A 23907-nucleotide genomic window follows, 5' to 3' on the forward strand; every position below is an offset into this window, starting at 1 on the left:
TTCATCCTTGGCCCGCTGAACGCGGGCTTTTTCGTTTGGAGCACACATCATGACCATTGCAAGCGGCGTAGCGAAAAAGGTCGTCATCAGTAAGGAAGCCGCCTGGGGCGTTAAGCCCGCGGCGAATACCGGCCGGTACATGCGCCGGGTGACGGCGGAAATCAACCTGGAGCGCCCGACGTTCGAGTCGAACGAGATCCGCACCGACTACCAAACGGCGGACATGCGCCTGGGCACGAAGGCGGTCAACGGCACGCTGTCGGGCGAGCTGTCGCCCGAGACTTTCGAACTGATCTTTGCTGCGGCCCTGCGCGCAGCGTGGGTGGCGGGCGAGACTTATACGGGCGCCGACATTGCCGCAGCGGACGCCGGCAACAGACTGGTCAAGTCGGCCGGGTCCTGGCTGACCGAGGGATTCAAGATCGGTGACCTGGTGACGGTGTCGGGCTTCGCCACCTTGTCGAACAACGGCCAGGCGGTGGTGCTGGGCGTGACGGCAACCGATCTGTCCCTCGATAAAGAGTTGGTTACCGAGGCGGAGGGCGCCAACGTGACCGTTGCTGTCGCGGGCAAGAAGCTCGCCGTGCCATTGAGCGGGCACACCAACGACAGCTTCGCGATCGAGCAGTGGTACAGCGATATTCTGGCCAGTGAGCTTGCTCTCGGCGTTCGAATCGGCTCCGTCGCGCTGAATTTCCCGCCGAACGGCATGGCGACCGTCGAAGTGACCCTGATGGGCAAGGACGTCGAGACTGACGATGTAGCCTATTTCGTGGCACCGAGCCCGGCCACTGACACCAGCATCTTGGCCGGCACTCGTGGCGCGCTGTACGCCGGCGGTGCCAGCATCGCTGTCGTGACTGGTCTCAATTTCACGATCGAAGGAGGGATGGAGACGGGCGAGGTCATCGGTTCGCCGACCACGCCGGACGTCTTCGCCGGCCGCGTCCGCGTCTCGGGCCAGATGACAGCGTACTTCGAGAACAACGACCTATACACCAAGTTCGTCAACGAGGAAGAGACCTCCTTGGTGTTCCGCCTCGATGGCGACCCCGGCGAGTCGATGATGTTCAAGCTGCCGCGCATCAAGCTGGGCGGCGCATCGAAGGACGACAAGGAAACCGGCGGCATCGTCCAGACCATCCCGTTCACCGCGCTGCTGAACGTCCACGGCGGTGCGGCTGAGGCCACCGAGAAGACCACAATCGTGATCCAGGACACCACCCTGGTCTGATCCAGAGCCCCGCGCAGAAGGGGCGCATTTACTTACCCCCGGAGCAGCTTCGCTCCACCCTAGGGCGTTACCCGCCGGCATGTGTCGGCGGGCTCTTTTTTCTATGGAGCTTCACATGAAAACGGCAGAACAGAACCTGATCAGCATCGACGACCTGGACGTCGTGAAGGCGAGCGAGATTCCCTTTACATTCGATCTGCTGGGCGCGGATGACAAGCCCACCGGCGTCAAGTTTTCGGTGTACGGCGATCAGTCGGAGCGAGTGCAGAAGTTCATCCGTGACAACCTGAACAAGCGCCGCACCCGGGCTGCGATGGCGGCCAAGAAGGGGAAGGATCTACCGGTCGACATGATCGAGGACGATGAGGAATTCCTCATCAAGTCCTGCGTCGTCAGGCTAGCGAGCTGGGAGGGCATGAAGGAGGAATGCACGCCGGAGAACGCCGAAAGGCTGTTCCGCAAGTACCCGAGCGCGCGCCGTCAAGTGCTGGACCAATCGGCTGAAGCGGGAAATTTTATGCCGAGCTCGCGCAAGAGCTGATCGACTTTGCGCGACACGAGTTCGCACTCGCGACCCCGCAGAAGGATGGCCAGCCTCTGCGGGCGCACCTGGAGGCCGTCGAAAGCCAGACAGGCAAACGGCCTCCCCAGCTAGTCGGGCCAGAATTTCCGGACGGCGCCCAGCACGTCTGGGACTGGTTCAAGGCACTGCACCGCCAGCGGCAGAGCAGCGGCTTCGGTCCGAATCCAACCTCCTTCGAAGAAATACGCAGCTATTTCCTGCTGCGCCGAGAGCATCCGGCCCAGTGGGAACTCGACCTCATCCAGGCGCTAGACCAAGTGGCGCTTGAGAACAAACCGAAGGTAAAGACCGATGTCCCTTGATATTGCCGCACTGGGCCTGAAGCTTGATACGACCGACGTCGAGCGGGGGACGCGCTCGCTTGACGCTGTCGCAAAGGCCGGTGACAAGGCTGCGGACGCCTTGGATCAGGCCGGCACGCGCGGCAGCACCGGCATGCGGAAGGTGGGCAGCGCCGCGGCGGAAGTTGACCGGCAGTTCGGCGGCTTCCGCCGAGTGTCGCAGGACGTGTCGCGCCAGTTGGGTAGCGTGAGCACGGAAAGCGCGAGCGCCCAGCGCCAGCTGGAGATGCTGCGTCGCGCTACCGATGGAAACACGGCAGCCACCAAGGCCCAGGTGGCTGCCGCGCGCGAAATGGAGAAGGCACTCGCCACGCTCAACGCGCAGAGCTCGCTGCAGATCAAGATGGCCAAGGACGCCGCAGCGGCGGCGCTCCAGAAGGCCAATGCTTCGGCCGCCGAGACTGCGCGGATGCGCGAGAGCGTGAAGGCGCTGCAAGAGCAGGTCAGCGCTATGAAGCAGCAGCAGAGCACGCTTCCCGGTCTGACTGCTGGCATCGGCGGTTACGTGCGCGCGCTCATGGCGGCGGTGACCGTACAGAAGCTGATTGGTGCGGCTGATGAATGGACGAACCTGAATAACCGGCTCAAGCTGGTCACGAACGGCTCCGCCGAGTTCGCGCAAGCACAGCGCAGCGTGATCAGCATCGCCAATGAGACGCGTCAAAGCCTCGCCGGTACCGCAGAGCTGTATCAGCGCCTGGCCATGAATCAGGAGCAGCTGGGCCTCTCTGGCGAGCGTATGTCGGGGGTGGTCTCCACGATCTCCAAGGCCATGGTGGTGAGCGGCACGAGCGCGCAAGGTGCGCAGGCTGCTCTGGTGCAACTGGGCCAGGCATTCGCGGCCGGCACGCTCCGCGGCGAGGAACTGAATTCGGTTCTGGAGCAGGCGCCGGCGCTTGCGCAGGCCATCGCCAAGGGATTCGGTGTCACCGTCGGGCAGCTGAAGAAGCTGGGCGAGGAGGGCAAGCTCACGGCGCAAGGTCTCATCACGGCATTGGAAAGCCAGGCCGGGGCCGTCGATCAGGCGTTCGGCAAAATGGACGCGACTGTCAGTCAGGCACTCGAAGTGCTCAACAACAAGTTCCTCGAGTTCGTCGGCAATGTCGATGATGCGACCGGCGCGTCCAAGATGCTGGCCGATGCAATCCTGGCAATCGGCAACAACCTGCCAGCCGTTGTGAGCGGCGTGAGCACGCTGGTCGGCGTAGGTCTGGTGGCGTGGCTTTCAAGATCGGCTGCGGCTGCTGGCGGCTTGGTGCCGCTGCTCGCGGGTGTTGGCGCGGCAGCGCGGGGGGCCGTCATGGCCATGGGTCCGGTAGGGCTGATGATTGGTGGTCTGACGTTGGCAATCGGCGGCGCGGTTACGGCCTATAAGTACTTCACCAATGGTGCGCAGGAGGCGGAGGCTGCGGGCGTAAAGATGGCCAACAACACGGCCAACGCAATGTCGCAAGCCGTGGTCAGCATCTCAAACGATGTGGGTCGCCTCGTTGGCACGCTGGATGAAGTCAACAAGGCGCTCGGCAAGAAGCTGGAGCTGGACCCGTACGAGAAGTACAACGCGGTACTGAAGGAGCAGACAGGGCTCGTTGACAAGCAACGCTTCGCCCTCAAGATGCTCAATGAAGCTGAAAAGGGCATCGGTGCGTACACCACCGCCACCGCTGAGGACCGGGCAAAGGCGGTAGCCGGCTGGCGCAATGAGCTGCAACAAACAACAGCGGCCATACAGCCGCTTGATCAGAAGATTGCGGCGACGCGCGGCGTTGTGTCTGACTCCTACGTCAAAGACACGAACCGCATGACGGATGCGGACAAGAAGCGCGCAGCTATCGCCAAAGAGGAGGCCGCATACCAAGCCGCGCTGAATAGCGCCAGTGGCGACGCCGTGAAGCTGGTCGAGATCGAAGCGAAGCACAAGACGGGCCTCGCGAAAATCGAAGAGGACTTCACCAAGAAGACGAAAGCCGGCAACAAGGTGCGCGCCGAGCGCAATACCCTTGCTGACAGCTATCTGAAGTCCGCAGACGAAGAGATTGCATCGCTTCGTGAGCAAGCGGCCGGTACCGACAAGCTGAGCGCAGCCCAGAAGACGATCATCAAGCTTGAGGCCGACCTGGCGGGCGGCAAAGACAAAAGCATCAAGCTGCATGAGTCGGAGATCCGCCAGCGGATCGACCTGCTCCGTACGCTGGAGCTGGAGGCCATTGCGCGCGCGGAGCTTAAGCGCGTCGAGGATGAACGCTACAACGCGAGTACGGCGAGCGTCGACCAGCTGCAGCAACAGCTGAACGCGCTCAAGCTTGAGTACGAGGCCATTGGGCTGACGAAGGAGCAAACCGAGCGGCTGGAAGCCGCACGCCTGCGCGACGCGGCGGCCGTCAAGCGTCAGCAACTGGCTGAGGCGGAGCGGACTAGCACTTCCGCCTCGTATATCGAAAGCCTGCGCGAAGAGGCGGAGCTACTAGAGGCCATCGCCAACCAAAGGGAGGCAAACGCAGGGCGACAGGCAATCGCTGATCAGGCCACGCAGGCTGCCGACGATTGGAAGAGGGCGAGCGACGACATCAACAGGTCCCTGACCGATGCGCTACTGCGTGGGTTCGAGTCCGGCAAGGGCTTCGCGGAGAATTTCCGAGATACCCTCAAGAACATGTTCAACACGCTCGTGTTGCGACCAGTAATCTCGGCCATTATGCAACCGGTGGCTGGCCTAGTGCAGTCCGGTCTGAGCATGCTCGGTCTGGGTGGCACGAGCGCCACCGGTGGTGGTGGCCTGGGCGCCGTCAGCAGCGGCGTCAATTTGCTCAGTGCAGGGCGTAGCGTCTACTCGGCGCTGCAAGCTGGTGCAGTGAGCTTGCCGGGCGCTATAGCAACTCCAATCGCGGAAATGGCGGGCGGCGACGTGCTGGGCAACCTCATTGCGCTCAAGGGCGCAGGCACTGCGGGCGCGACGCCGGGTGTTGCAGCGCTTTCGTCGGGCCTGAACTTCTTGGGTGGAACCGCTGCAGGGTACGGCGTGGGCTCATTGATCTCGGGTCAATACTCGGCAATTGGCGGCACACAGGCATGGGCGTCTGGCGGCGGCGCGGCCATTGGTGCCGCTATCGGCTCCATTGTCCCAGGCTTGGGCACGCTAATAGGCGGTGTGATTGGTGGCGCCATTGGTGGCGTTGTCAACCGTGCCTTTGGCATGGGTCCGAAGGAAGTGCAGAGCGCTGGTATCGAGGGCCGCTTCACTGGTGCCGGCTTCAGCGGAGGTCAGTACGCCGACTTCAAGCAGAAGGGGGGATGGTTCCGCAGCGATCGGTACAGCAGCGAGTCGAAGCCGTTCGGCGACAAGGAGATGGCCGCCATCCAGACGGAGTTCTTTGGGATGGTCGACATCCTCAAGGGGCTCAATTCCGTCTCCAATCGTTGGGAGATGGATAGCCGCTTGGGCATGTTCGACTACTCGATCCGCAATGACTGGCGGAGCGAGGAGAACCGCAAGAAGTCGTGGGGCGACCTGAGCGATGCGCTTGCGGAAAACATGATTCCGGGCATTGCGGCGTTCCGCAAGGAGGGCGAGAACCTGGTGCAGACGGCCCTGCGCCTGACCGACATCTTCAAGTCCACCAATCTGGTCGCGGAGGCGCTTGGAAAGAATCTCGACACCGCTTTCGGTATCGGGGGCATCGGTGGCGCAGGCAAGCGTGAGGCTCTGGTCAATGCGGCCGGTGGGGTGGACAACCTTAACTCGATCGCGTCGGCCTATATGGACGCGGCATTCTCCGATCAGGAGAAGGTTACCTACGCTGCCAAGCAGTTGGGGGACCAGTTTGCCGCGCTGGGCTTCTCGATGCCAGAGAGCACTGCGCAACTTCGGGAGTGGATCGAGCAGCAGGACCTGTCCCGCGAGAACGAGGCCCAGCACGCGGTTGCGCTCATGGCGTTGACGCCTGCGTACAAGCAGCTCGAGGACGCAATGCGCGGCCTAAACGGCACCGTGACGGAAGTGCGCACTGGGATTGTCGATCTCGAGAACATTTTGTTGACCGATCAGCAGAAGCAGGAGAACCGCATTAACTCGATGCGTGAGGAGCTCGACAAGCTCGGCCTGTCCAGCATCACCACGCGCGACGGACTACTCGAGTATGCCCGAGGCCTCGACCGGAACACCGAGGCCGGCGAACAGGCATACCAGGCGCTGGTGCGGGTCGCGCCGGCCTTCCTGGAGGTTGAGGCAGCGGCAGCCCAGGCCGCGGCGGCGGCGGAGGAGGCTGCGGCCAGGACGCGCGAATTGACGGACAGCTATTACAGTCTGTTCAAGTCCCCGGAGGAGCAGCTGGGCCGGTTACAGGATCAGCTCAGTGCGGAGTTTGCCAAGCTGGGCCAGGCGCTGCCGATGAGCGCGATCGCCTATACCCAGCTCGTCGACAGCATCGACACCAGCACTGCGAGCGGCCTGAGGCTCAAGGATGGGCTGATGGCGCTCGCGCAGCAGATGTCGAACTTCCTGCAGCAAATGCAGGCACAAGGTAAGCAGCTTGGCACCGGGCTTTCAGATCTCATGGCACAGCAGATGGTGGCGTTGGAGAATCTTCGTGGGCGCGTGGCTTCGCTGTCGGCCGAAGTGCAAGCGGCATTCACGCTGCGGGGCAATGCCCGGTCGATGCTGTCGCAGATCGGGCAGGCTCTTGGTCAGGGCGGCAGTACTGCTGGCCGTAAGGACCAACTGTGGGGAATGCTCCAATCCGGCATTTCGCCGCAGCAGAAGCTGGACCTTGCGGGCGAGTTGATGGGGTTGATCACGCAGGCACAGTCCCCGGTCGACACATCTGGCTATCAGGCAGACCTGAGTGCAGCGCAAGAGCAGCAGAGCGCGGCGCAGGAGCTGATGAACGCCGGGAAGAGCTTACGCGACGCTGGTCGCCAGTTGCGCGATTACGTTAGCGACCTGCGCACCGGTGACCTGTCTCCGCTCACCAACATGGAGAAGCTGGGCCAGGCGCAGGCGAACTACGAGGCGACGCTGGCGAAGGCGCGCGGCGGAGACCAAACCGCGATCGGGCAGCTCCAAGGAGCAGCGAGTGAATACCTGAATCTCGCGCGCACGGTCTATGCCAGCGGCGAGCAGTACACGCAGATTTTCAACAGCGTGACCGGCTCGCTGGATTCGCTCGGTGCCGGCTTGGAAAGTCAGGGCGCGGCCCAAGAGGCGGCGGCCCAGCAGCAGCTGGCGGTCGCTCGCCAGCAGGCCGATACGGCGCAGCAGCAGTTGAACGCTGCCCAGCAACAGACGGGCTTGAGTGCGCAGCAGGTGGAGGAGCTGACGCGCCTGCAGCAGTTTGTGCAAGGTATCGAGGCGGCGGCCGACGCCAACTACAACGACCTGACGGCCAAGCTGGCTGCAGAACTAAGCGCACTGCAGGCGTTGGAGCAGGCGATGGGATTGCAGTCGACGGTCCCGGGCCTGCTGCAAGGACTACCGGCAGAGATCGCTGCGCAACTCGCGCCGCTAATCAACACGGTGGCGGGCGGCGCGCAGTTGGCGACGCAACTCTACAAGGATCTTCTTGGCCGAACTCCGGATGCATCGGGGCTCGACTACTGGTCGCAGCAGTTCTCTACGCCGGGCGGTCAGGGCATCAACGACTTCGCCTGGGGCGCGTACGAGGAGCAGATCAAGAAGGCGTACCAGGACGTGATGGGGCGCGATGCGGACGCGGCAGGGCTGCGGTTCTACGCCGAGCAGATGCAAGGCGGGAAGAGCATTGCCGACATCCGAAGCGAACTGGAATGGGCGAAGGCTCATGGCAGCCACGCTGACGGACTGGCCAGCGTCCCGTTTGACGGGTACAGGGCAATCCTGCACGCGGGTGAGCGGGTAATGACGGCACAGGACAACCGTGTCTTCTCCGCCATCGACTGGTCGCAGTTCGGCCGGGGTGATGGCCTGCTCAAGGCGCTGATTGGCAAGGTCGATCAGTTGACGCGTGTGGTCGACATGCTGCGCACCCAACAGGCTCAGGAGTCGGCTGAGCAGGTCCGTGCCACGCGCGATGCAGGCGATCGCATGGCGAACGCTTCCGAGGACAGCGCCAAGTTGGCCGTTGAAACGAATCGCACCCGCAAGGGACCAGCACTATCATGACGACGCAAGCGGAGTTCGAAACCTGGCTGAAGTCGAGCCATGGGCGCCGGACGGTACTGGTGGAAGCGGTGGCGCGGGTTGGTGTCACCGAGACCACCTTCTACATGACCAACCGCGCCTACAATACGGGTGCGGCTGATGCGCCGGCCAACACCCACTACAGGCCGATCATTACCGGCGGCGTGACCTTCAATGAGGCCCTCAATGTGCTGGGCTTCGATGGTCCGGGGAGTAGCGCCGGCGCTGCGCGGTTCGCGACGGGCGCGTTCATCCTGCAGAACAGGGACGGCGCGTTGGATGGTTGGCTAGGCTACGTCTGGGCAAATCGGGTTATCCGGGTGTACATGGGGGACCCGACCTGGTCCCGCGCCGACTTTTATCCGATCTTCAACGGCATCATCGATGACATCAAGCCGTCCGGGAGGGAAGCGCTGTCGCTGACGGTGACGGACAAGCTGCAGCGCCTTAATTCCCCAATATCGGAGGTAAAGATCGGAGGCGCCGGCATCGATAAGGACACGCTGCTGCCCGTCTGCTTCGGGGAGTGTCACAACGCCGAGCCTGTGCTGACCGCCGCGGCCACGCATGACTACGCTTTCCATGTCGGCCAGGCAGAGGTGATTAACGAGGCGCGGGATAACGGCGTGCCAGTGAACTTCTCGTCTACCTTGTTGGGGACTGGGAAGGTGCGATTGCTCCAGTCGCCAACCAACGGCGGCACGATCACGCTTTCGGTGCAGGGGGACAAGTCCGGGGGCGTGTACACCGATCGCATTGGGCCGATCATCCAGCGCATAGTGACGGGCTTCGGCAAGGCAACGGAGCGCTTTCTCAATGCCGACCTTGATCTCGCAAACCTCACCGCGTTCAATGCGGCCAATCCTCAATGCGTCGGCCTGTACAGCCGAGATCGCGTGAACGTGCTGGAGGCATGCAACATCCTGGCCGCCAGTGTGGGCGCGCAAATCGCCATGTCGCGTGCTTCGCAATTGAGGATACACAAGGTGGAACTGCCGCCAAGCGGTGCGCCGCGCGACATCAAGCGATCCGACTATGAGCAGTTCAGCCTGAGCATCAAAGCACGCAGCTTGGTCCGCGGTGCCGTAAAGCTGGGGTACTGCCGGAACTGGGCAGTACAGAGCAATTTGCAAACGGGCATTCCCGAAGCGCACAAGGAGTTGTACGGCAAGGAATACTTGACTGCTACTGCGACGGATGCCGGAACGATCGGCGACTGGAAGCTGGTGGGGGATCCGGAAGAGGAGGACACCCTGCTCAATATCGGCAGTGAGGCGCAGTCGGAGGCGAATCGCCGTCGCGATCTTTGGAAGGTGCCGCGCCACATCTACGAGGTCGTTTGCCTGCCGCACATGCTCACGCTTGAGCTCGGCCAGCCAGTGCGCCTGTTCGGCAATCGCTTTGGGATGGAGGCGGGGAAGGTGGGCATGGTGACGGCGCTCGATTCGAATTGGCTTGATGGGCGTGTTCGTGTGGAGGTACTGGCGTAATGGCAGCAATCCGCAATGACCGCGATATTTCTATCCAGGGGGCGGCAACGCGAGTGAATCAAATCACGATTCCAGGCAACGTCACTGTGCCACCATCCAATCTCGGGCCGGGCCAAATCCCCGTTGGCGTGACTGTGCAGAGCGGCAGCGTTCAGGGCCTTGGCCAGCTTGCGCTGCAGAACACGGTGAACGGCTCCACCCAAGTCACCAACCTTGGTCTGCTCGCGTTTGCCAATACGCTTTACGCAAACCAGCTTGGCTCTGGGACGTTTCCGGTCGGGGTTATTTACGCGGGCACGGTGCTTCTGTCGCAACTGGGATCGGGGCAGTTACCTGTGGGTGTCGTCTATGCGGGCACCCTGAACGCCAACCAGATCAACGGTGGCGATTTCACTGGTAAGACATTCACGGGCGGGAGCTTCGTCGGTGCTTTCTTCACCGGATCGACCGATATTTCGATTCCGGGTTCTGTGGCCCTGCGCACGAACTATGCGAAGTTCGAAGTGAGCGCGGTATTCGATAAAGGTCTCTATGTTGGAGACCCAGTCAACCAAGACAACTCGGCGGCTGGGCGTGAGGGCCTCCGGTGCCAGGTCGGCTACAACGTGGAGTTGCTCGGCAGCTACATGACTCTCAATTCCCGCGATGCGGCAAACCGCGCCACTTTTTGGGCGGAGGCGTCTGGCAGCAACGGGAACAATCACGCCATCCGAGGCATTCGCCGAAACGTAAAAAACGGAACCATTCAATCGTCCGGCATTGTGGGACAAAACGGGGGCTTCGCTTTCTACGCTGAGACCTTCCAAGGCTCCACCGGCTATGGGCCATTCACGGCTGGACATGAGGCCTTGATCCCGAAGGAAACCGCCGCGGATGTTGGGATGGTTCTTGATGATGACGAGCTTATCGCAGCGCGCGATCTCGGCAACACACTGCTGACGACCAAGCCGAGCAGCTCGGCTCGAAGCCCGCGCAGTGCGGGCGTGCTCGTCAGTAGGCGGCCGCTGCGGGATGGCGTGCCGGCGGCGCTGATCAAGGAGTACCGGGAAGAAGGGGAGGGAGAGGATAAAACAATAACGCCTGTTCTTGTCGATGAGTGGGATGACCTATGTGAGCGCTATGACCTAGTGGTGATGAACGCGCTCGGTGACGGCCAGGTGCTCGCATGCGGTCGAAATGGCGACATCGAGGCAGGCGATTGGCTGTGCTCGAGCGACATGCCAGGCATCGCACAGCGTCAGGGAGACGACGTTTTCAGGAATTACACGCTTGCGAAGTCGCGGGTTGGCGTGACCTTCGACTATCCGGACCAGGTGAAGCTGGTTCCGCTTTTCTACAAATGCGGCTAGGAGGCCCACATGCCACGTATCAGCATTCCGATGCAGTTCACCGTTCAGCTTGACAATCCGGTCCAGCCGGCAGCCTACGGCTCCGCAGCGATCATGACTGTGGCGAGCGTCATGGTTGACCAGAACGGGAAGGCGGTCAGCCAGCCTGCCCCTTCCCAGTTCCCCGCGGAGCCCGAGGACATTACGCCTGAGTTGCTGGCTGCGCTAAATGCGAAGCTGGCCGTGCTTGGCCTGAAGCTGGAGCGCCTGGATGCCTAACCTGCGCGTCATCCACGACAACGCGGTGGATCGAGGCACGGTAACGGCGAGCAGTACGGCAGCCGGCTATCCGGCATCAAACCTGTTGACGGATCGCAAGGTGGAAGTCCATCGGAGCACCGGAACGAGCGTCACCTACAAGGTGACTTGGCCGAGCCTGGAGACCGTTGGGATGATGGCCCTGCCATCTTCCAACGCCAGTGAGACAGCCACGGTCCGCATGCGCGCGTGGGATGCGGAGGTCGGTGGATCGCTACTGGCCGATACCGGGACGATCTATGCGGCGCCGGGCGCCGATCTGGGGATGTGGGATTGGGAGATGCCGCTCAATTCCAACGCCGCGCTGTATGGAGGCGACGTGAAGGCGACAGCTTATTTCGCCGACCATGTAGCTGCGCGCCGCGTGGAGATCGAGGTGATCGATCTCGACAATCCGGCCGGCTACATCGATCAGGCGCGGCTGGTGGTCGGCCAGTACTGGGAGCCGGAGCACAACGCGGAGCTGGGCAGCGCGCGCGTCAGCGTTATCGACACCAGCAAGGTGAGTCGCGCCGATTCGGGTGATCCTGTGGTGGACCGCGGCACGCTACATAGTGCGCTCGCGTTCGATATGACGTGGCTTGATCCTGAGGACCGTGCACGCCTCGCGCACATCCTGCGCGGCTGCGGGCTGTATCGCCCGCTCTTCATCAGCATCTATCCGGAGAGCGAAGATGTGCTGACCGAGCAGGATTGCATGATCTATGGCCGCATCAAGGCAATGCCGGCGCTCACGCATGCCCGGCTCGGCTTGTTCGCGTCGCAACTGGAAATTGAGGGCTGGTAATGGCTACGGAGTTCTATACCAAGCAGAAAGGCCCGGACGCGGTCAAGAAGCTGAATCAGCTCTGGGATCGCGTGACGGAGCAAATTGCCGGCACCAGTGGCACGGTCCTGACAATTGGCGCCGGCGCCAAGGTACTGCTTACGCAGGCCAGCAAGCAGTTTGCCGTCGGCATGCCGGTGCGTATCACACGCACGAGCGACGTCACGCAGTGGATGGATGGTCAGGTGTCGGCCTACGACGCCGAGACTGGCGATATGTCGGTCCTGGTTGCTGCCACCTCCGGCGCAGGGACGTTCTCCAACTGGACGATCAGCCTGTCCGGCCAGAGTGGGCCGGCCGGAGCCGTCGGCGATAAGGGTTGGAGCCCGGTGATCGCGGTGATCGTCGACGGCGCACGCCGCGTCATGCGCGTGATTGACTGGGCCGGTGGGCAGGGCGTCAAGCCGTCATCCGGGGCCTACGTCGGCGCCGCGGGCCTGGTGGCCCATATCGCGCAGGCTGTGGATATTCGGGGCCCGCAGGGCGACGTCACGGCTGCCCTAGAGGCGTTGCGCGAACAGGTGGAGCTCGATGCGCAGGCCGCAGCGGATGCCGCACTGGCTGCTGGCCAATCCGCCCAACTGGCTGGTCAGCGTGCACAGGCCGCCGATGAGGCAGCCGGTGCAGCGGCCGCCAGTGCCTCGTCTGCTGGCGACAAAGCGGATGAGGCGGCCGCCAGCGCGGAAACGGCCGCGGCGAGGCGCGACGAAGCGGTCCAGGCAGCCACGGATGCCGGGCAGGCGAGGGCAGATGCTGATACCGCGCGCGACCAGGCAGTTGCGGCAAAGGGTGATGCGGTTGCGGCAAAGGGCCAAGCCGAGGCGGCGCGGGACGCCGCGCAGAACTACGCGGCGGCACTGGCGGGATCCTCGGTGACGCCGCTGGTTCCAGGTGCCGGCCCTGCGGTGTTCGCCACCCAGGCGGGCAAGGCTTGGACTCTTGGCCAGCGCCTGCGCGCGGCGAGCGACGACGGGTCCGTGTTCGTCGAAGGGCCGGTCTCCGCCTACGCCGGCACGAGCCTGACTCTGGCGGTGGAGTACTTCGTGGGCGCAGTCGAGCATGCCGACTGGAACATCGCTCTGGTCGGGGGGCGCGGTGCACAGGGTGTCCCAGGCCTGGTCTCGCGTGGCCCATGGGCGGCGGCGGCGGCCTACGCCGTCGGGGATCTCGCCACAGACGACGGTGCCACCTGGGAGCGCATCGTGGCAGGTACCACGCCAACGAACCCGGCCGCGGATCCCGTCAACTGGCGGGTATTCGCTCGGCGCGGGATCGACGGCTCCGGGTCAGTGGTGTCGGTTCAAGGCATTGCGCCGGACGGCGGTGGCGACGTCACGCTGCCCGAGGCGACTGCCGCTGCAGCTGGCCTGATGCCCGCGGCGGACAAAGGCAAGCTCGATGGCGTGGCCGCGGGGGCGACGGCCAACGCGGCGGATTCGCACCTACTGGATCGAGCAAATCACACCGGAGAGGAGCCGATCAGCGCGGTGAGTGGATTGCAGGCCGCGCTGGACGGCAAGATCCCGCTCGCGGAGAAGGGTGCAGTCGGTGGCGTTGCAACGCTTGATGGCGGCGGCAAGGTGCCTGCGGCGCAGCTGCCAAGCTTCGTGGATGATGTCCTCGAGTACGCCAGTCAAGCCGCATTTCCGGCCGTCGGTGAGAGCGGAAGAATCTATGTTGCGCTGGACACGAACAAGACCTATCGCTGGTCTGGATCCGCCTACGTCGAGATCAGTGCGAGTCCGGGCAGCACAGATGCGGTCCCCGAAGGGGCGATGAACCAGTACTTCACAGCCGCACGCGTGCGCGCCGCTGTGTTGACCGGACTGTCGACGGCGGTCAACGCTGCAATAGCGGCGACCGACACAATGCTGGCGGCGCTGGGAAAACTGCAGCGGCAGATCACCGACAACGCGGCGGCTGCCGCGAACGCGAGCAACCTGACCAGCGGCTCGCTGGATGATGCGCGACTGCCGTCGGTGATGACCGGGAAGCAGCTGACGAGCATGAGTGAGACGTCGACCTCGCCGGCTATCAGCGGCGGGACGCTGGTGCTTGACTGCAGCGCTGGCAACCAGTTCACGGTCTCGCTGAACGCCAACATCACCACGCTGACAATCGCGAATCCGCCGGCGGCTGGTAAGAGTTACGCCATGGACCTGGAATTCGTTGCAGATGGCACTGCGCGCACGATTGCGTGGCCAGGTACCGTGAAGTGGCCGGGGGGCACGTCCCCTTCACTCACTGCAGCCAACGGCAAGGCAGATGTGTTCGTGCTGCGCACACGTGATGGTGGCGCAACCTGGCGCGCCTTCAAGGCAGGGCAGAACTCATGAGTACGAAGATGCTGATGATGTGTGGCGCGCAAGAAGCTGCGCCAAGCCAGGTGGTCTTCGAATCCACCACAACGGGCGGCTTTGATGGTTATAGCTGGACCGTCCCGGATGGTGTCACGCATGTTTGCGTTGCAGCTGTGTCGCCTGGGGGTAATGGGGGTGATTGGGGCGGCTCGACTGCGACAGGAGGCAAAGGTGGCGATTTTGGCTGGGCAAACGAAATCCCTGTTACTCCAGGCACAAAGATCATTGTCCAATTTTCATCCAGTGGGGCGCAGATCTACAGTCGCGTCTCGCTGCCGAACGGTGCTGGCGATCTCTACGTGTATGCGGGGCGGGCGAGCGTTAAATCGGGAGCGTTCAGTTCGGCCACGGTCTACAGCGGCGGCAGCAGTGCCTCGTACTCGTTCGGTGGTGGAGGCGGAGGCGCAGGTGGCTACACAGGTGCAGGCGGCGACGGACAGGGTAGCGGCAGCGGTACGGCGGGCGGGGGCGGCGCCGGAGGCGGAGGCGGGGGCGGGGATGGGGGAGGTGGCGTCGCCTTGAGAGGCCAAGGGCCGAACGGCACCTATTCAAGTGGTTTGCCCGGTGGAGGCGGGTCCGGCGGATCCGCTGGCATCGGCAAGAACGGCGGCAACTACGGTGGGGGCGGCGCTGGAGGTCGCAGCGGCAGCACGGATGGCGGTGTCGGTGGCAAGGGCGCTGTGCGCATCCTGTGGGGAGGTGGGCGCTCCTATCCAAATAACGCTGCGGACCTTTGAGGACACGACATGCACTATGTGAAGATTGAAAACGGCCAACCGGCCGGCCCAATCATTAATCAGCACCAACTTCGACAACAGCTGCCGGCGGGAATCTCGTTTCCAGTGGTGATTCCGGGCGAGCTGGCGGCCGAGTATGGTTTTGCTCCGGCGATGGATATGGCAAAGCCCACCGTCGGACTGCTCGAGTCCGTCCAGGATGCCGGCTTCAAGCTGGTTGACAGTACCTATTACCAGACTTGGTCGATCGCCATGGTTGGCTCACTGGAGGCGGCGCAGGCCATCGCCATCGAGGCGATCGAAGCGCTGGCCAAGAGCAAGCGCGATGCAGTGGTTTCCAACTACAGCCCGGCAGAGATGGCATCTTGGGGCATCAAGCGTTGGGAGGCGGTCACGTATCAGGATACACAAGACCCAAGCCGATCGCCGAATCTGGCGATGGAGGCGCAGGTGCGAGACATACCCTTGGTCGAGCTGGTGGCGAAGGTGTTGTCCAAAGCGGCGGCCTTGTCCAAACTTGAAGCCCGCATTGCGGGCACGTGTGGGCGAAAGCAGGACGCGGTGCGCGGTTGCACAAGCGTCGCGGAAGTCAAGGCACTTTGCGACGAGATTGAGGTGGGCTGGCCGGTGTGAGCTGGCGCTCGCAGCCGTTCTCCTCACAACTGTGGTCCCACAACATCCGGTGCACTGCGGAAAGCGCGGCCTGTTGTGTCGGGTATGGGGTATTAAATACCAGGGTGTAACCTCGGATGGGCCATTCGACGATCCAACCATTCGGCGTCCTTATCGCCTTCGCGTTTCGGAAGCTCTTTCTCACGTCCGTGTTGCTCCAATTCCTGCTGCCGTGTCTGCATGGGAGCAGTTTCGGCGCGAGGTATTACGGCACGCCATAGGTAACTGCTGGAATTGTCACCAAGGAATTGGAGAGGTAATCTCGCGAGCTGGTGTTGACGCCGACCACGACTAGCCTACAAAGAGCCAGGCAGCCGGGGGGAAGGAAGCCTGGCATTCGGGCAAAGCTCGAGGAGAGGACCCCGAACGCACTGACTGTAGTCCGACAGCCATAAGTTTCTGTGATGCAGATCACAAGCCGCTTCGTGCGGCTTTTTTTGTGCCCGCCGCGTGCGGGCTTTTTCATTTGACGGGGAATACATGCCGGATAACGCAAACCATGTCAGCCGGGAAGAGTTCGAGCAGCTGGTCGGTGAGGTGAAGGCCCTTAAGGAAAGCGTGGCGGAGAACACCGAGTGCACGCGCCGGACGGAAGCCAACACACAGGGACTGGTCGAGCTGTTCGATGCCCTCTCTGGTGGATTCAAGGTCATCGCTTGGCTTGGGCGGGCTGCGAAGCCAATCGGCTACATCGCGGGCGCGCTGGCGGCGGTCATTGGCTTGTGGACGGCCATCAAGGGAGGCGGAATCAAATGAGCAAGGCCAAATTGATCGCGCTGGTCGGCGCGCCAACGGCGGCTTGGCTGCTCGCCATCACGCCGCAGCTTGAGGGCAAGGTGCTGCGCGGGTACAGGGACCCGATCGGCATTGTCACCGCTTGCTCGGGACACACGAAGACCGCCGTGCTTGGCAGGCCATACACGGAGGCCGAATGCGAAAAGCTGCTGGTCGATGATCTGATCGAGCATGCAGAGCCGGTGCTCGCTTGCACGCCGGGACTGAAGGGAAGGCCATGGCAACTGGGGGCGGCCGTAAGCTTCGCGATCAACGTGGGCGCCGGTGCCTACTGCGGCAGCGCGACGGCGGCGCGGTTCAACGCCGGGAACTTCCGCGGGGCCTGCAGGGCGATGAACGAGAGTGACAGCGGACGGCCTCAATGGGTGACTGCAGGCGGTAAGGTTCTGCCCGGCTTGGTCAAACGTCGTGCGATTGAGCGCAGTGTTTGTGAAAGGGGGCTGCCATGACGCCGATGGCCATCCTATGGCGCGGGGCCGGCGCCCTGGTGCTGGCCGCTGGCCTGTTTGCCGCCGGCTGGACCGTCAACGGCTGGCGCAAGGGCGCCGAGATTGCGGAGCTCACCGCGGCGCGGGCCCAGGCCGACCTTGCCGACGCCAACACCGCGCTCAGCGATCTCAAGGAGGCGGGAGTCAGGATCCGCCAGAGCGCTGACGACTACCTGGTTATCAAATCGGATCTCGGCGCCAAGATGGACGCCATCCGGAAGGATCTGAAAAATGCGAAGCCTCTGCCTGTGGATTGCCGCCCTGATGATGTCCGCGTGCGCAACCTCTCCAGCGCTGTCGACGCAGCCAAGCAAGCCGCCGCCGCTCGATAGCGCGCTGGCTGCCCCATGCGTGGTGCCGGACGCGCCAGAGGTGGCTGACTATGACGTTTGGCAGGACTGGATGGTGACGGTGCTGGGTGAGCTGGGCGACTGCGCGGCACGCCACCGAAAGACGGTGGAGGCTTGGCCCAAGTAGCTTCCCCTGCAAAGGGAGGGGTAAAGCAACGTTCAGCAGGGGCCGTTAAACAAGACTCCACCTTCCCGGAGTCTTTATGAATATGCGTTACATTCCGACCCAAGATGAGCAGCTGGGTTTTGATGTGGAGGCCTTTATCCGCGCCTGCGTGCCCGGCGGCCCATCGTGTGATCCGGGTCTTGTGGCCGATGCGATCCGAGAATGGTTCGATAGCTTCGATGATGGTCCCGTCTCTTGGCCGACGGATTAAACCCGTGGCGGCTGGCTTCCTGTTGCACTCATTTATTGCCGATCTGCTGGCGGATTAGCCCGATGCCAGCCTCCAAGGTGTCAATCACGCCTTGAGCAGTCTGATGGCCCATGGCGACTAGGACGTGGCCGCGACCAAAGGGGGTGAGCGCAACTGAGGGCTGCCTATCTCCGGTTCGATACTCTTCAATCAATTGACGGATAGATGAGTCGAACCCCAACCAGACGCTTGGATCGTAGATGCTGCCAGCGGACCAACGCGGAGGATCGTTTAGTAGGACGGCGATCAAGAGCCGCTCATGCTGCGGCAATCTCTCAACTTTGGCGAAGGCATCAGCAAGATCAACAAGGCTCATAGCAACACTGGAGAAGTCGGCGACGCGATTGCCGCGGGATCGATGTTAATCGCGGGTTTAGCGCTTCGGTATGAAACGGTAAAAAAGTGCCAAGCCAGCGGGGACCGGCTCGGCAAGAAGGGAACGCCAACGGGGTCATCGTTAGCGGATCGAAGTATGCAAGTTGCCACTGCTTGACCAGGTGATGCCTATCACAAGCCGGGAAATAGGACCGATGGAAGCCGGGCTACCGCGTGAACCTCTTATAAGGAACCGCACCGGGTCGCTTAATCTTCGCCCAGTCGCTCGAGCGCTCACCAGCCTGGTACGTCGATCCGGTGCGCTTGCCCACCACTCCCTCCAGTCCAAGCGCCAGCGCATGCCCGTATAGCCAGGCGCCATCCTCGATGCTGTCCACATACAGCAGCCCATCCCGCTGCGATCCCAGCAGCTTCCGCAGCGCGGCCTTGCGCCGCTGGAGCGGCTGTCCGCGCAGGTCCTTCCCGTTGCCGACCAGTATGTCGAATACGCAGTAGACGACCGGTTCTGCGCCGCGGTACCAACCCCGGCGCCGAGCACGGGATTGTAGCCGCTCGAAGTCGCTGCGGCCAATGTCGTCCAGCACGCACACCTTCTGAACGGTACTCACTGTGAGTTGTTCGCCCTCACCACGCTGCGCCTCCGGGATTGACTGGGAGTTCCTAAGGTTGCTGTCGACGTGAACTCACAGTTTCAAGGATCCGCAGCACGATCAGGGAAACGCAAATTCGTTTGACCGCTCTACGCCGGTTGCTAATGTCTCTTGCCGACCCTTATTTGCCGGTCTAAGCCGCCCTGATCGCATGGCGGCTTAGAAACTGATGCGACCTGAAGTGCAGCAGAAATTTGGTATCGCCGTGGCGTGTGCATTTTTAGGCGTATTCTCGCGTTCCGCCAACAACCTCTAGGTCTTTAGTCCTCACAGTCGACAATATTGTGCTACAGTGATTCACGATTCACGATTCTTCAAGGCGGCGGCCTTGAAGCACGCGTAGCACTATGAAACACATGACGAATGTGGCGCGGGCAGCGTCTTGGAAAACCGCGAGTTCCCGTTCGGAGCGGTCAGAGCGCATTCGAAGCGCTCTATTGTCTGCCGCAGCCGAGGTGGTGGGCGAGGTGGGCTATGCGGAAGCTTCCGTAACAATGATCACGCAGCGTGCCGGGGTGGGCCAGGGCACGTTCTACAACTATTTCAAGTCGCGACAAGATTTGCTGGACTCCCTTCTTCCAGATCTTGGCGAGCAGATGCTCGACTACGTCCGCGATGAAGCTGTGGGCGGAAGCGGATTCCGTGATCTCGAGGAGAAGAGCTTCCGCGCCTTTTTCGGATTTCTTAAAAGTACTCCCCAGTTTCCCCGCATTCTGAATGAAGCGGAAAGCTTCGCCCCGGCAGGGTTTCAGAAGCACCTCGACAACGTATCGAAGCGGTACATCCGTTTCCTGCAGCGTTCCATGAAAAACGGTGAGTTGCAGGATTACTCGGAGGGTGAACTCGAAGTCGTTGCCTACATGTTGATGGCGGCCCGTAGCTATCTGTCTCAACGCTATATGTCCCCCGATGGCCGCAGCGTCGAACTTCCTCGTTTGGCAGCGGATGCCTATATGAAGTTTGTTCTCTACGGGCTTGTGGGGCGACCACCCGAAGAGAAATGACATTTCCCTTAAAGCGACTATATCTCTAAACGTTTCCGGAGTGCACATGGACAAAACGCTTCTATGGTCCCCAATCAAATTCCGTACTGTGGAGCTCAAGAACCGTGTTGTGATTTCGCCGATGTGCATGTACAGCGCGCAGGAGGGAATGGCAGATGACTTGCACCTTGTACATCTGGGCCGGTTTGCGCTAGGCGGCGCCGGTTTAGTGTTCGTGGAGGCTACGGCGGTCAGTGCGCAGGGGCGTATTACCCCCGGTTGTCTCGGTCTATGGTCTGACGAACAAGTCGCGCCGCTTAAACGCATTACAGATTTTGTGCATCGTTTCGATGCTGCAGTTGGCATCCAGCTCTCTCATAGCGGCGACAAGGGAGCGTCGCAGCGGCCCTGGGAGGGTGGGGGGCCATTGAGTGCTAGTGAGTCGGCTCACGCTGTCGAGCAAGGCTGGGCGACCGTTGGGGTGTCGGTCAGCGAGGAGGGCAATACAGCGTCTGACGCTCAACCTCTTACCGAGGCGGATCTGCATCAGATTATCAGTGAATTTGTGGCCAGCACGGAACGCGCCAACGCTGCAGGCTTTGACGTGCTGGAGCTCCATTGCGCGCACGGATACCTTTTGCACTCATTTCTATCGCCACTAAGTAACCATAGGTTGGATCGGTTTGGCGGTTCGCTGGAAAACCGCATGCGCTTTCCCCTGGAAGTCGTTGAGGCGGTGCGCAAGGTATGGCCTGCAAGCAAGCCTCTGTTCGTTCGTATATCGAGTGTAGACGGCCTGGATGCAGGGTGGGGTGTGGAAGACAGCGTGAGTTTTGCCACGGAACTGCGCAAGCTTGGAGTCGACGCCGTCGACTGTTCATCCGGGGGAATGGTCCTTCCCAAGGACAAGCAGCTAGTGGGTCGAACGCCCGGATATCATGTGCCGTACGCGCGTCGAATTCGTGAGGAAGTCGGGGTGCGGACCGTTGCGGTTGGACTGATTCGTGATCCGTCGCACGCGCAACAAGTCCTGGACGACGAGAGCGCTGACTTGATTGCGATTGCTCGCGAAGCTTTGTTCAACCCAAATTGGGCAAGCCATGCCGCCCTATTTGAGCAGGGTAATTCGGGATGGGAGGCTTGGGTTGAACAGCATGGCTGGTGGCTGAAGCGACGCGCCAGGCAGCAGGATGAGTCGTTCGAACATCTTGGGGCTATCGCGCGCAGTACAAGTAAGGATTAACGCCCCAGCCGGAAGCACCTGGCCACAGATGTCGAAATTGTCGCCAGGTGCGAAGCTGCTTCACATGACTATGCCGATGCGCGCGAATCCAGAATCTCGCGCGAAACAATTATCGGTAAGTGGCCGTCAGGAAGAAAGTTGGGCTCGTCTGCTCTCGTCACCTGGTAGGCATCGGTCTGTGTACCGGCGCGCATGTCGGCAGTTGACGCGAACCATGTGATCGCCAGCCCGTCATATGGCTGGCGAACAGGAGAGTACTCGGGGCGTGCGTGATTCTGCTCGTAGCGCCGGATGTACTCGATCTGTCTTGCGATCGGGCCGTGGACATCTTGCCAGTAGTCGAAGAAGTGCTTCGTTTCCATGCCCGGGCGCCGTGAAACAAACTCAACGTTCTTGACTGACGAGGGGGGTATTTCACCGTCCTTTGCCACATGGGCCGTCACAATCAGGACAGTCATTCGTTCCCGATCAATCAGATCGTCCGGGCGACGTGGGTCGCTCGCCTCTGTCTGCATCGCCAAGCTTGCGGCTTGTGCTTTCATGAGCGTCTGATACGTCCGCTCTTCCATCGCGTCGAATAGCAGTTCGCCCTTTGTGGGGTCGCTTCAGAAAACGGGTAGAGTCGAGATGTGACGCGGTGGCGTTAGGTTCTGCATATCAGTAGCCGCCCCTTTCGTTTGGCGGTGCCTCATTAGCCGAACCGTGGCTCCGTTTTCACATCCCGCTCATCGAACCGGACGTGCGCTACTAACGCATCCGGCTCTCGGACAGAACATCATGCCTTCGCCCACGGAAGGTTCTGCGGAAGCTTTGGCAGGCGGATGAGTCCAAGCTGCTGGTAGAGATACTCATCGGGGTAGCGCGCTACTCCCCCACTGCGCTGCTTGTGCTTCTTGCACAACCATCGGCGGAGCCGGTTTGTGGTGTACTTGTCGAGGAACCGATAGGCAGGAGTGACCGGGCCGAGGCTAAAGTAGTTGGCCCATCCGCCAAGTTTCTGATTCAGACGCTTCACCATTTCCCCGGCATCCATCCATGCCATGTTTCGGCCTGTCTGGATACGCACCGTTTCAGTCATGCGCTTTATGCTCTTTCGCGACGGTCGAGCGGCGATGTACGGCCGCCGAGTCTTGACCGAGTAGCGCCGACCAAAGGTGTACCCCAGGAAGTCGAACTCGCCATCCGGAAGGCGGCAAATCCGGGTCTTTTCTTCGTTCACCGTAAGCTTAAGCAGGCCCATCATCTGCCGCATGGCGGCGAGCGCCTTCTGGGCATTGCTGCCCTTACAGCAGATGACCAGATCGTCGGCATAATTGACGATCCGAGCACCAAGCCGCTGTTCCAAGCCAGCCTTCTTCCACCCCAAGATAAATCGTCGCATGTACAGATTGGACAGTAGGGGTGAGATCGGCGAGCCCTGCGGAATGCCCCGCTTGGTATCCCGATTGGACGTCGTGCGCTTCTTGCGACCTCGCTCATCCTCCTCTTCCACCGGGGCATCCAGCCAGAGCTTCACCAGATGCAGAACACGCCTATCAACAACCCGGCGTGCTACCGATTTCATGAGTTCGACGTGCGGGATCGTGTCGAAGTACCCGGACAGGTCGGCGTCCACAACATCCTTGTGGCCACTGGCCAGTAGCCCGTGTACCTCGCGCACAGCGCTTTGTGCACTCCGGTTTTGTCGGTAGGCATGCTGTTCTGGCGGCAGATCGGCCTCGAAGATTGGCTCCAAGACCAGCATCGCCGCCGTCTGACACACCCTTTCCGCCAGTCGCGGAATGCCAAGCGGCCTGAGTTTGCCGTTCGGCTTTGGAATATAGACCCTTCTTACCGCTTCCGGACGATACGTTCCATCCCGAAGCTGCTGCGCCAATTCCCCAAGCCATCGCTCCTGCCCATACTGCTCAACATCATCGAACGTCAGGCCGTCTACACCCGGTGCCCCCTTGTTGGCGCGGCAACACGCATAGGCGTGCCTTAGCACGTCCATTCGATAGATCTTGTCGTACAAGGCATAGAAGCGAAACTCGGGTTCTTCCTTCGCTTTCGCATGTAACGCCGTCCGTAGTCCCTGAACGCTAATCGGAGTTGCTAGGTTTCCCAATCTCCTGTCCTTTCCCACTTTCAACGTTGGTTCTGAACTGAGGCCCCTTTCCTCCACTGGCATTACCCAGCTTCCTCGGTAATACGGGCCTCTCCGCCACCCCTATGCGCCCGGCCTGTCCGTCACCGGCTTCCGGTTGGTCGTTGCGCTCGACCACGCACGGGGCTTCCCGTGTTGCATCGGTTTCCCTCTTGTATGCATGCTGTCGCCACTACCCCGGCGGAACCGCGGGGTGCATGTTTCGCTCTCTTCCCCCACGGTGGCAGCCTTCCCCGATATTCCGACGGGTCGGCTTCCGCATTGCGTCTTTCGAGGCCTGCTCAGCGTTCACTCACGTTACGGCCTGCATACTCGCCAAGTCACTTACATGACCCTCTACATCGAAGGCTTCAGCCGCTTCGTTACCTCCACGACTGCTCCGATTGCTACCGGCTGGAGCGAGAGTTGCCGGGCGGGATTCGCACCCGCTGAGAAACCGTGCCTTTGCACGGCGCAC

General features: G+C 61.8%; 21 protein-coding genes. 17 read left to right on the forward strand and 4 right to left on the reverse strand.

Features of this window, described 5'->3' with window-relative positions; genetic code table 11:
* Positions 1–49: 49 nt before the first annotated feature.
* From A2G96_RS08000 to A2G96_RS33705, 15 genes are all read left to right on the forward strand, one after another.
* Positions 50–1234: a phage tail tube protein gene (locus tag A2G96_RS08000; protein WP_062798366.1), complete on the forward strand. Its 1185-nt coding sequence runs from the start codon at positions 50–52 to the stop codon at positions 1232–1234.
* A 115-nt stretch (positions 1235–1349) separates the two neighbouring features.
* Positions 1350–1775 carry a hypothetical protein gene (locus A2G96_RS08005; RefSeq protein WP_062798371.1) on the forward strand — a complete coding sequence of 142 codons (426 nt, stop codon included), beginning with the start codon at positions 1350–1352 and terminating at the stop codon, positions 1773–1775.
* 68 nt (positions 1776–1843) lie between these two features.
* Complete coding sequence (locus tag A2G96_RS34505) at positions 1844–2119, forward strand: phage tail assembly chaperone (RefSeq protein ID WP_470290492.1); 276 nt, start codon at positions 1844–1846, stop codon at positions 2117–2119.
* Positions 2109–8294 carry a tape measure protein gene (locus A2G96_RS08010; RefSeq protein WP_062798373.1) on the forward strand — a complete coding sequence of 2062 codons (6186 nt, stop codon included), beginning with the start codon at positions 2109–2111 and terminating at the stop codon, positions 8292–8294. Before A2G96_RS34505 ends, A2G96_RS08010 begins: the two co-directional genes overlap by 11 nt.
* The gene (locus tag A2G96_RS08015) at positions 8291–9802 is read left to right on the forward strand and encodes a hypothetical protein (RefSeq protein ID WP_062798375.1); all 1512 of its coding nucleotides are present in this window, start codon (positions 8291–8293) and stop codon (positions 9800–9802) included. Before A2G96_RS08010 ends, A2G96_RS08015 begins: the two co-directional genes overlap by 4 nt.
* A complete protein-coding gene (locus A2G96_RS08020; RefSeq protein ID WP_150124076.1) occupies positions 9802–11151 on the forward strand; it encodes a hypothetical protein in 1350 nt (449 codons plus the stop codon). Before A2G96_RS08015 ends, A2G96_RS08020 begins: the two co-directional genes overlap by 1 nt.
* A gap of 9 nt (positions 11152–11160) precedes the next feature.
* Complete coding sequence (locus A2G96_RS08025; RefSeq protein ID WP_062798379.1) at positions 11161–11409, forward strand: hypothetical protein; 249 nt, start codon at positions 11161–11163, stop codon at positions 11407–11409.
* Positions 11402–12235, forward strand: a complete 834-nt coding sequence (locus A2G96_RS08030) for a hypothetical protein (RefSeq protein ID WP_150124077.1) — start codon at positions 11402–11404, stop codon at positions 12233–12235. Before A2G96_RS08025 ends, A2G96_RS08030 begins: the two co-directional genes overlap by 8 nt.
* Positions 12235–14610, forward strand: coding sequence for a hypothetical protein (locus A2G96_RS08035; RefSeq protein ID WP_062798383.1), 2376 nt, complete (start codon positions 12235–12237; stop codon positions 14608–14610). Before A2G96_RS08030 ends, A2G96_RS08035 begins: the two co-directional genes overlap by 1 nt.
* A 770-nt stretch (positions 14611–15380) precedes the next feature.
* Entirely contained in the window at positions 15381–16004 is a 624-nt protein-coding gene (locus A2G96_RS08040; protein ID WP_062798385.1) for a hypothetical protein, read from the forward strand.
* A gap of 519 nt (positions 16005–16523) precedes the next feature.
* Entirely contained in the window at positions 16524–16799 is a 276-nt protein-coding gene (locus A2G96_RS08045; protein ID WP_062798388.1) for a hypothetical protein, read from the forward strand.
* Positions 16796–17287 carry a lysozyme gene (locus tag A2G96_RS08050; RefSeq protein WP_062798390.1) on the forward strand — a complete coding sequence of 164 codons (492 nt, stop codon included), beginning with the start codon at positions 16796–16798 and terminating at the stop codon, positions 17285–17287. Before A2G96_RS08045 ends, A2G96_RS08050 begins: the two co-directional genes overlap by 4 nt.
* Positions 17284–17658: a hypothetical protein gene (locus tag A2G96_RS08055; protein ID WP_231909628.1), complete on the forward strand. Its 375-nt coding sequence runs from the start codon at positions 17284–17286 to the stop codon at positions 17656–17658. The genes A2G96_RS08050 and A2G96_RS08055 overlap by 4 nt, the downstream gene beginning before the upstream one ends.
* The gene (lysC, locus tag A2G96_RS34510; RefSeq protein ID WP_470290487.1) at positions 17594–17803 is read left to right on the forward strand and encodes an Rz1-like lysis system protein LysC; all 210 of its coding nucleotides are present in this window, start codon (positions 17594–17596) and stop codon (positions 17801–17803) included. Before A2G96_RS08055 ends, lysC begins: the two co-directional genes overlap by 65 nt.
* A 76-nt stretch (positions 17804–17879) precedes the next feature.
* Positions 17880–18053 carry a hypothetical protein gene (locus tag A2G96_RS33705; protein WP_154676081.1) on the forward strand — a complete coding sequence of 58 codons (174 nt, stop codon included), beginning with the start codon at positions 17880–17882 and terminating at the stop codon, positions 18051–18053.
* Positions 18054–18081: 28 nt separating this feature from the next.
* On the opposite strand, the gene A2G96_RS08060 is transcribed toward A2G96_RS33705, so the two are convergent.
* On the reverse strand, positions 18082–18408 hold the full coding sequence (locus tag A2G96_RS08060) for a hypothetical protein (RefSeq protein WP_062798393.1): 327 nt from the start codon (positions 18406–18408) through the stop codon (positions 18082–18084).
* 226 nt (positions 18409–18634) lie between these two features.
* Positions 18635–19012 carry an ATP-dependent DNA ligase gene (locus A2G96_RS08065; protein WP_231909629.1) on the reverse strand — a complete coding sequence of 126 codons (378 nt, stop codon included), beginning with the start codon at positions 19010–19012 and terminating at the stop codon, positions 18635–18637.
* Between the two features lie 413 nt (positions 19013–19425).
* Between A2G96_RS08065 and A2G96_RS08070 the strand changes: the two genes are divergently transcribed.
* Together A2G96_RS08070 and A2G96_RS08075 are read left to right on the forward strand one after the other, a co-directional pair.
* Complete coding sequence (locus A2G96_RS08070) at positions 19426–20082, forward strand: TetR/AcrR family transcriptional regulator (protein ID WP_062798395.1); 657 nt, start codon at positions 19426–19428, stop codon at positions 20080–20082.
* 46 nt (positions 20083–20128) lie between these two features.
* Positions 20129–21304 carry an NADH:flavin oxidoreductase/NADH oxidase gene (locus tag A2G96_RS08075; protein WP_062798398.1) on the forward strand — a complete coding sequence of 392 codons (1176 nt, stop codon included), beginning with the start codon at positions 20129–20131 and terminating at the stop codon, positions 21302–21304.
* Between the two features lie 68 nt (positions 21305–21372).
* On the opposite strand, the gene A2G96_RS08080 is transcribed toward A2G96_RS08075, so the two are convergent.
* Both A2G96_RS08080 and ltrA read right to left on the reverse strand, forming a co-directional pair.
* Positions 21373–21846, reverse strand: a complete 474-nt coding sequence (locus tag A2G96_RS08080) for an EthD domain-containing protein (protein ID WP_167354351.1) — start codon at positions 21844–21846, stop codon at positions 21373–21375.
* A 233-nt stretch (positions 21847–22079) separates the two neighbouring features.
* A complete protein-coding gene (gene ltrA, locus A2G96_RS08085) occupies positions 22080–23318 on the reverse strand; it encodes a group II intron reverse transcriptase/maturase (RefSeq protein WP_231909587.1) in 1239 nt (412 codons plus the stop codon).
* Between the last annotated feature and the right edge of the window lie 589 nt (positions 23319–23907).

The organism is Cupriavidus nantongensis, from assembly GCF_001598055.1.
Classification (GTDB): Bacteria; Pseudomonadota; Gammaproteobacteria; order Burkholderiales; family Burkholderiaceae; genus Cupriavidus; species Cupriavidus nantongensis.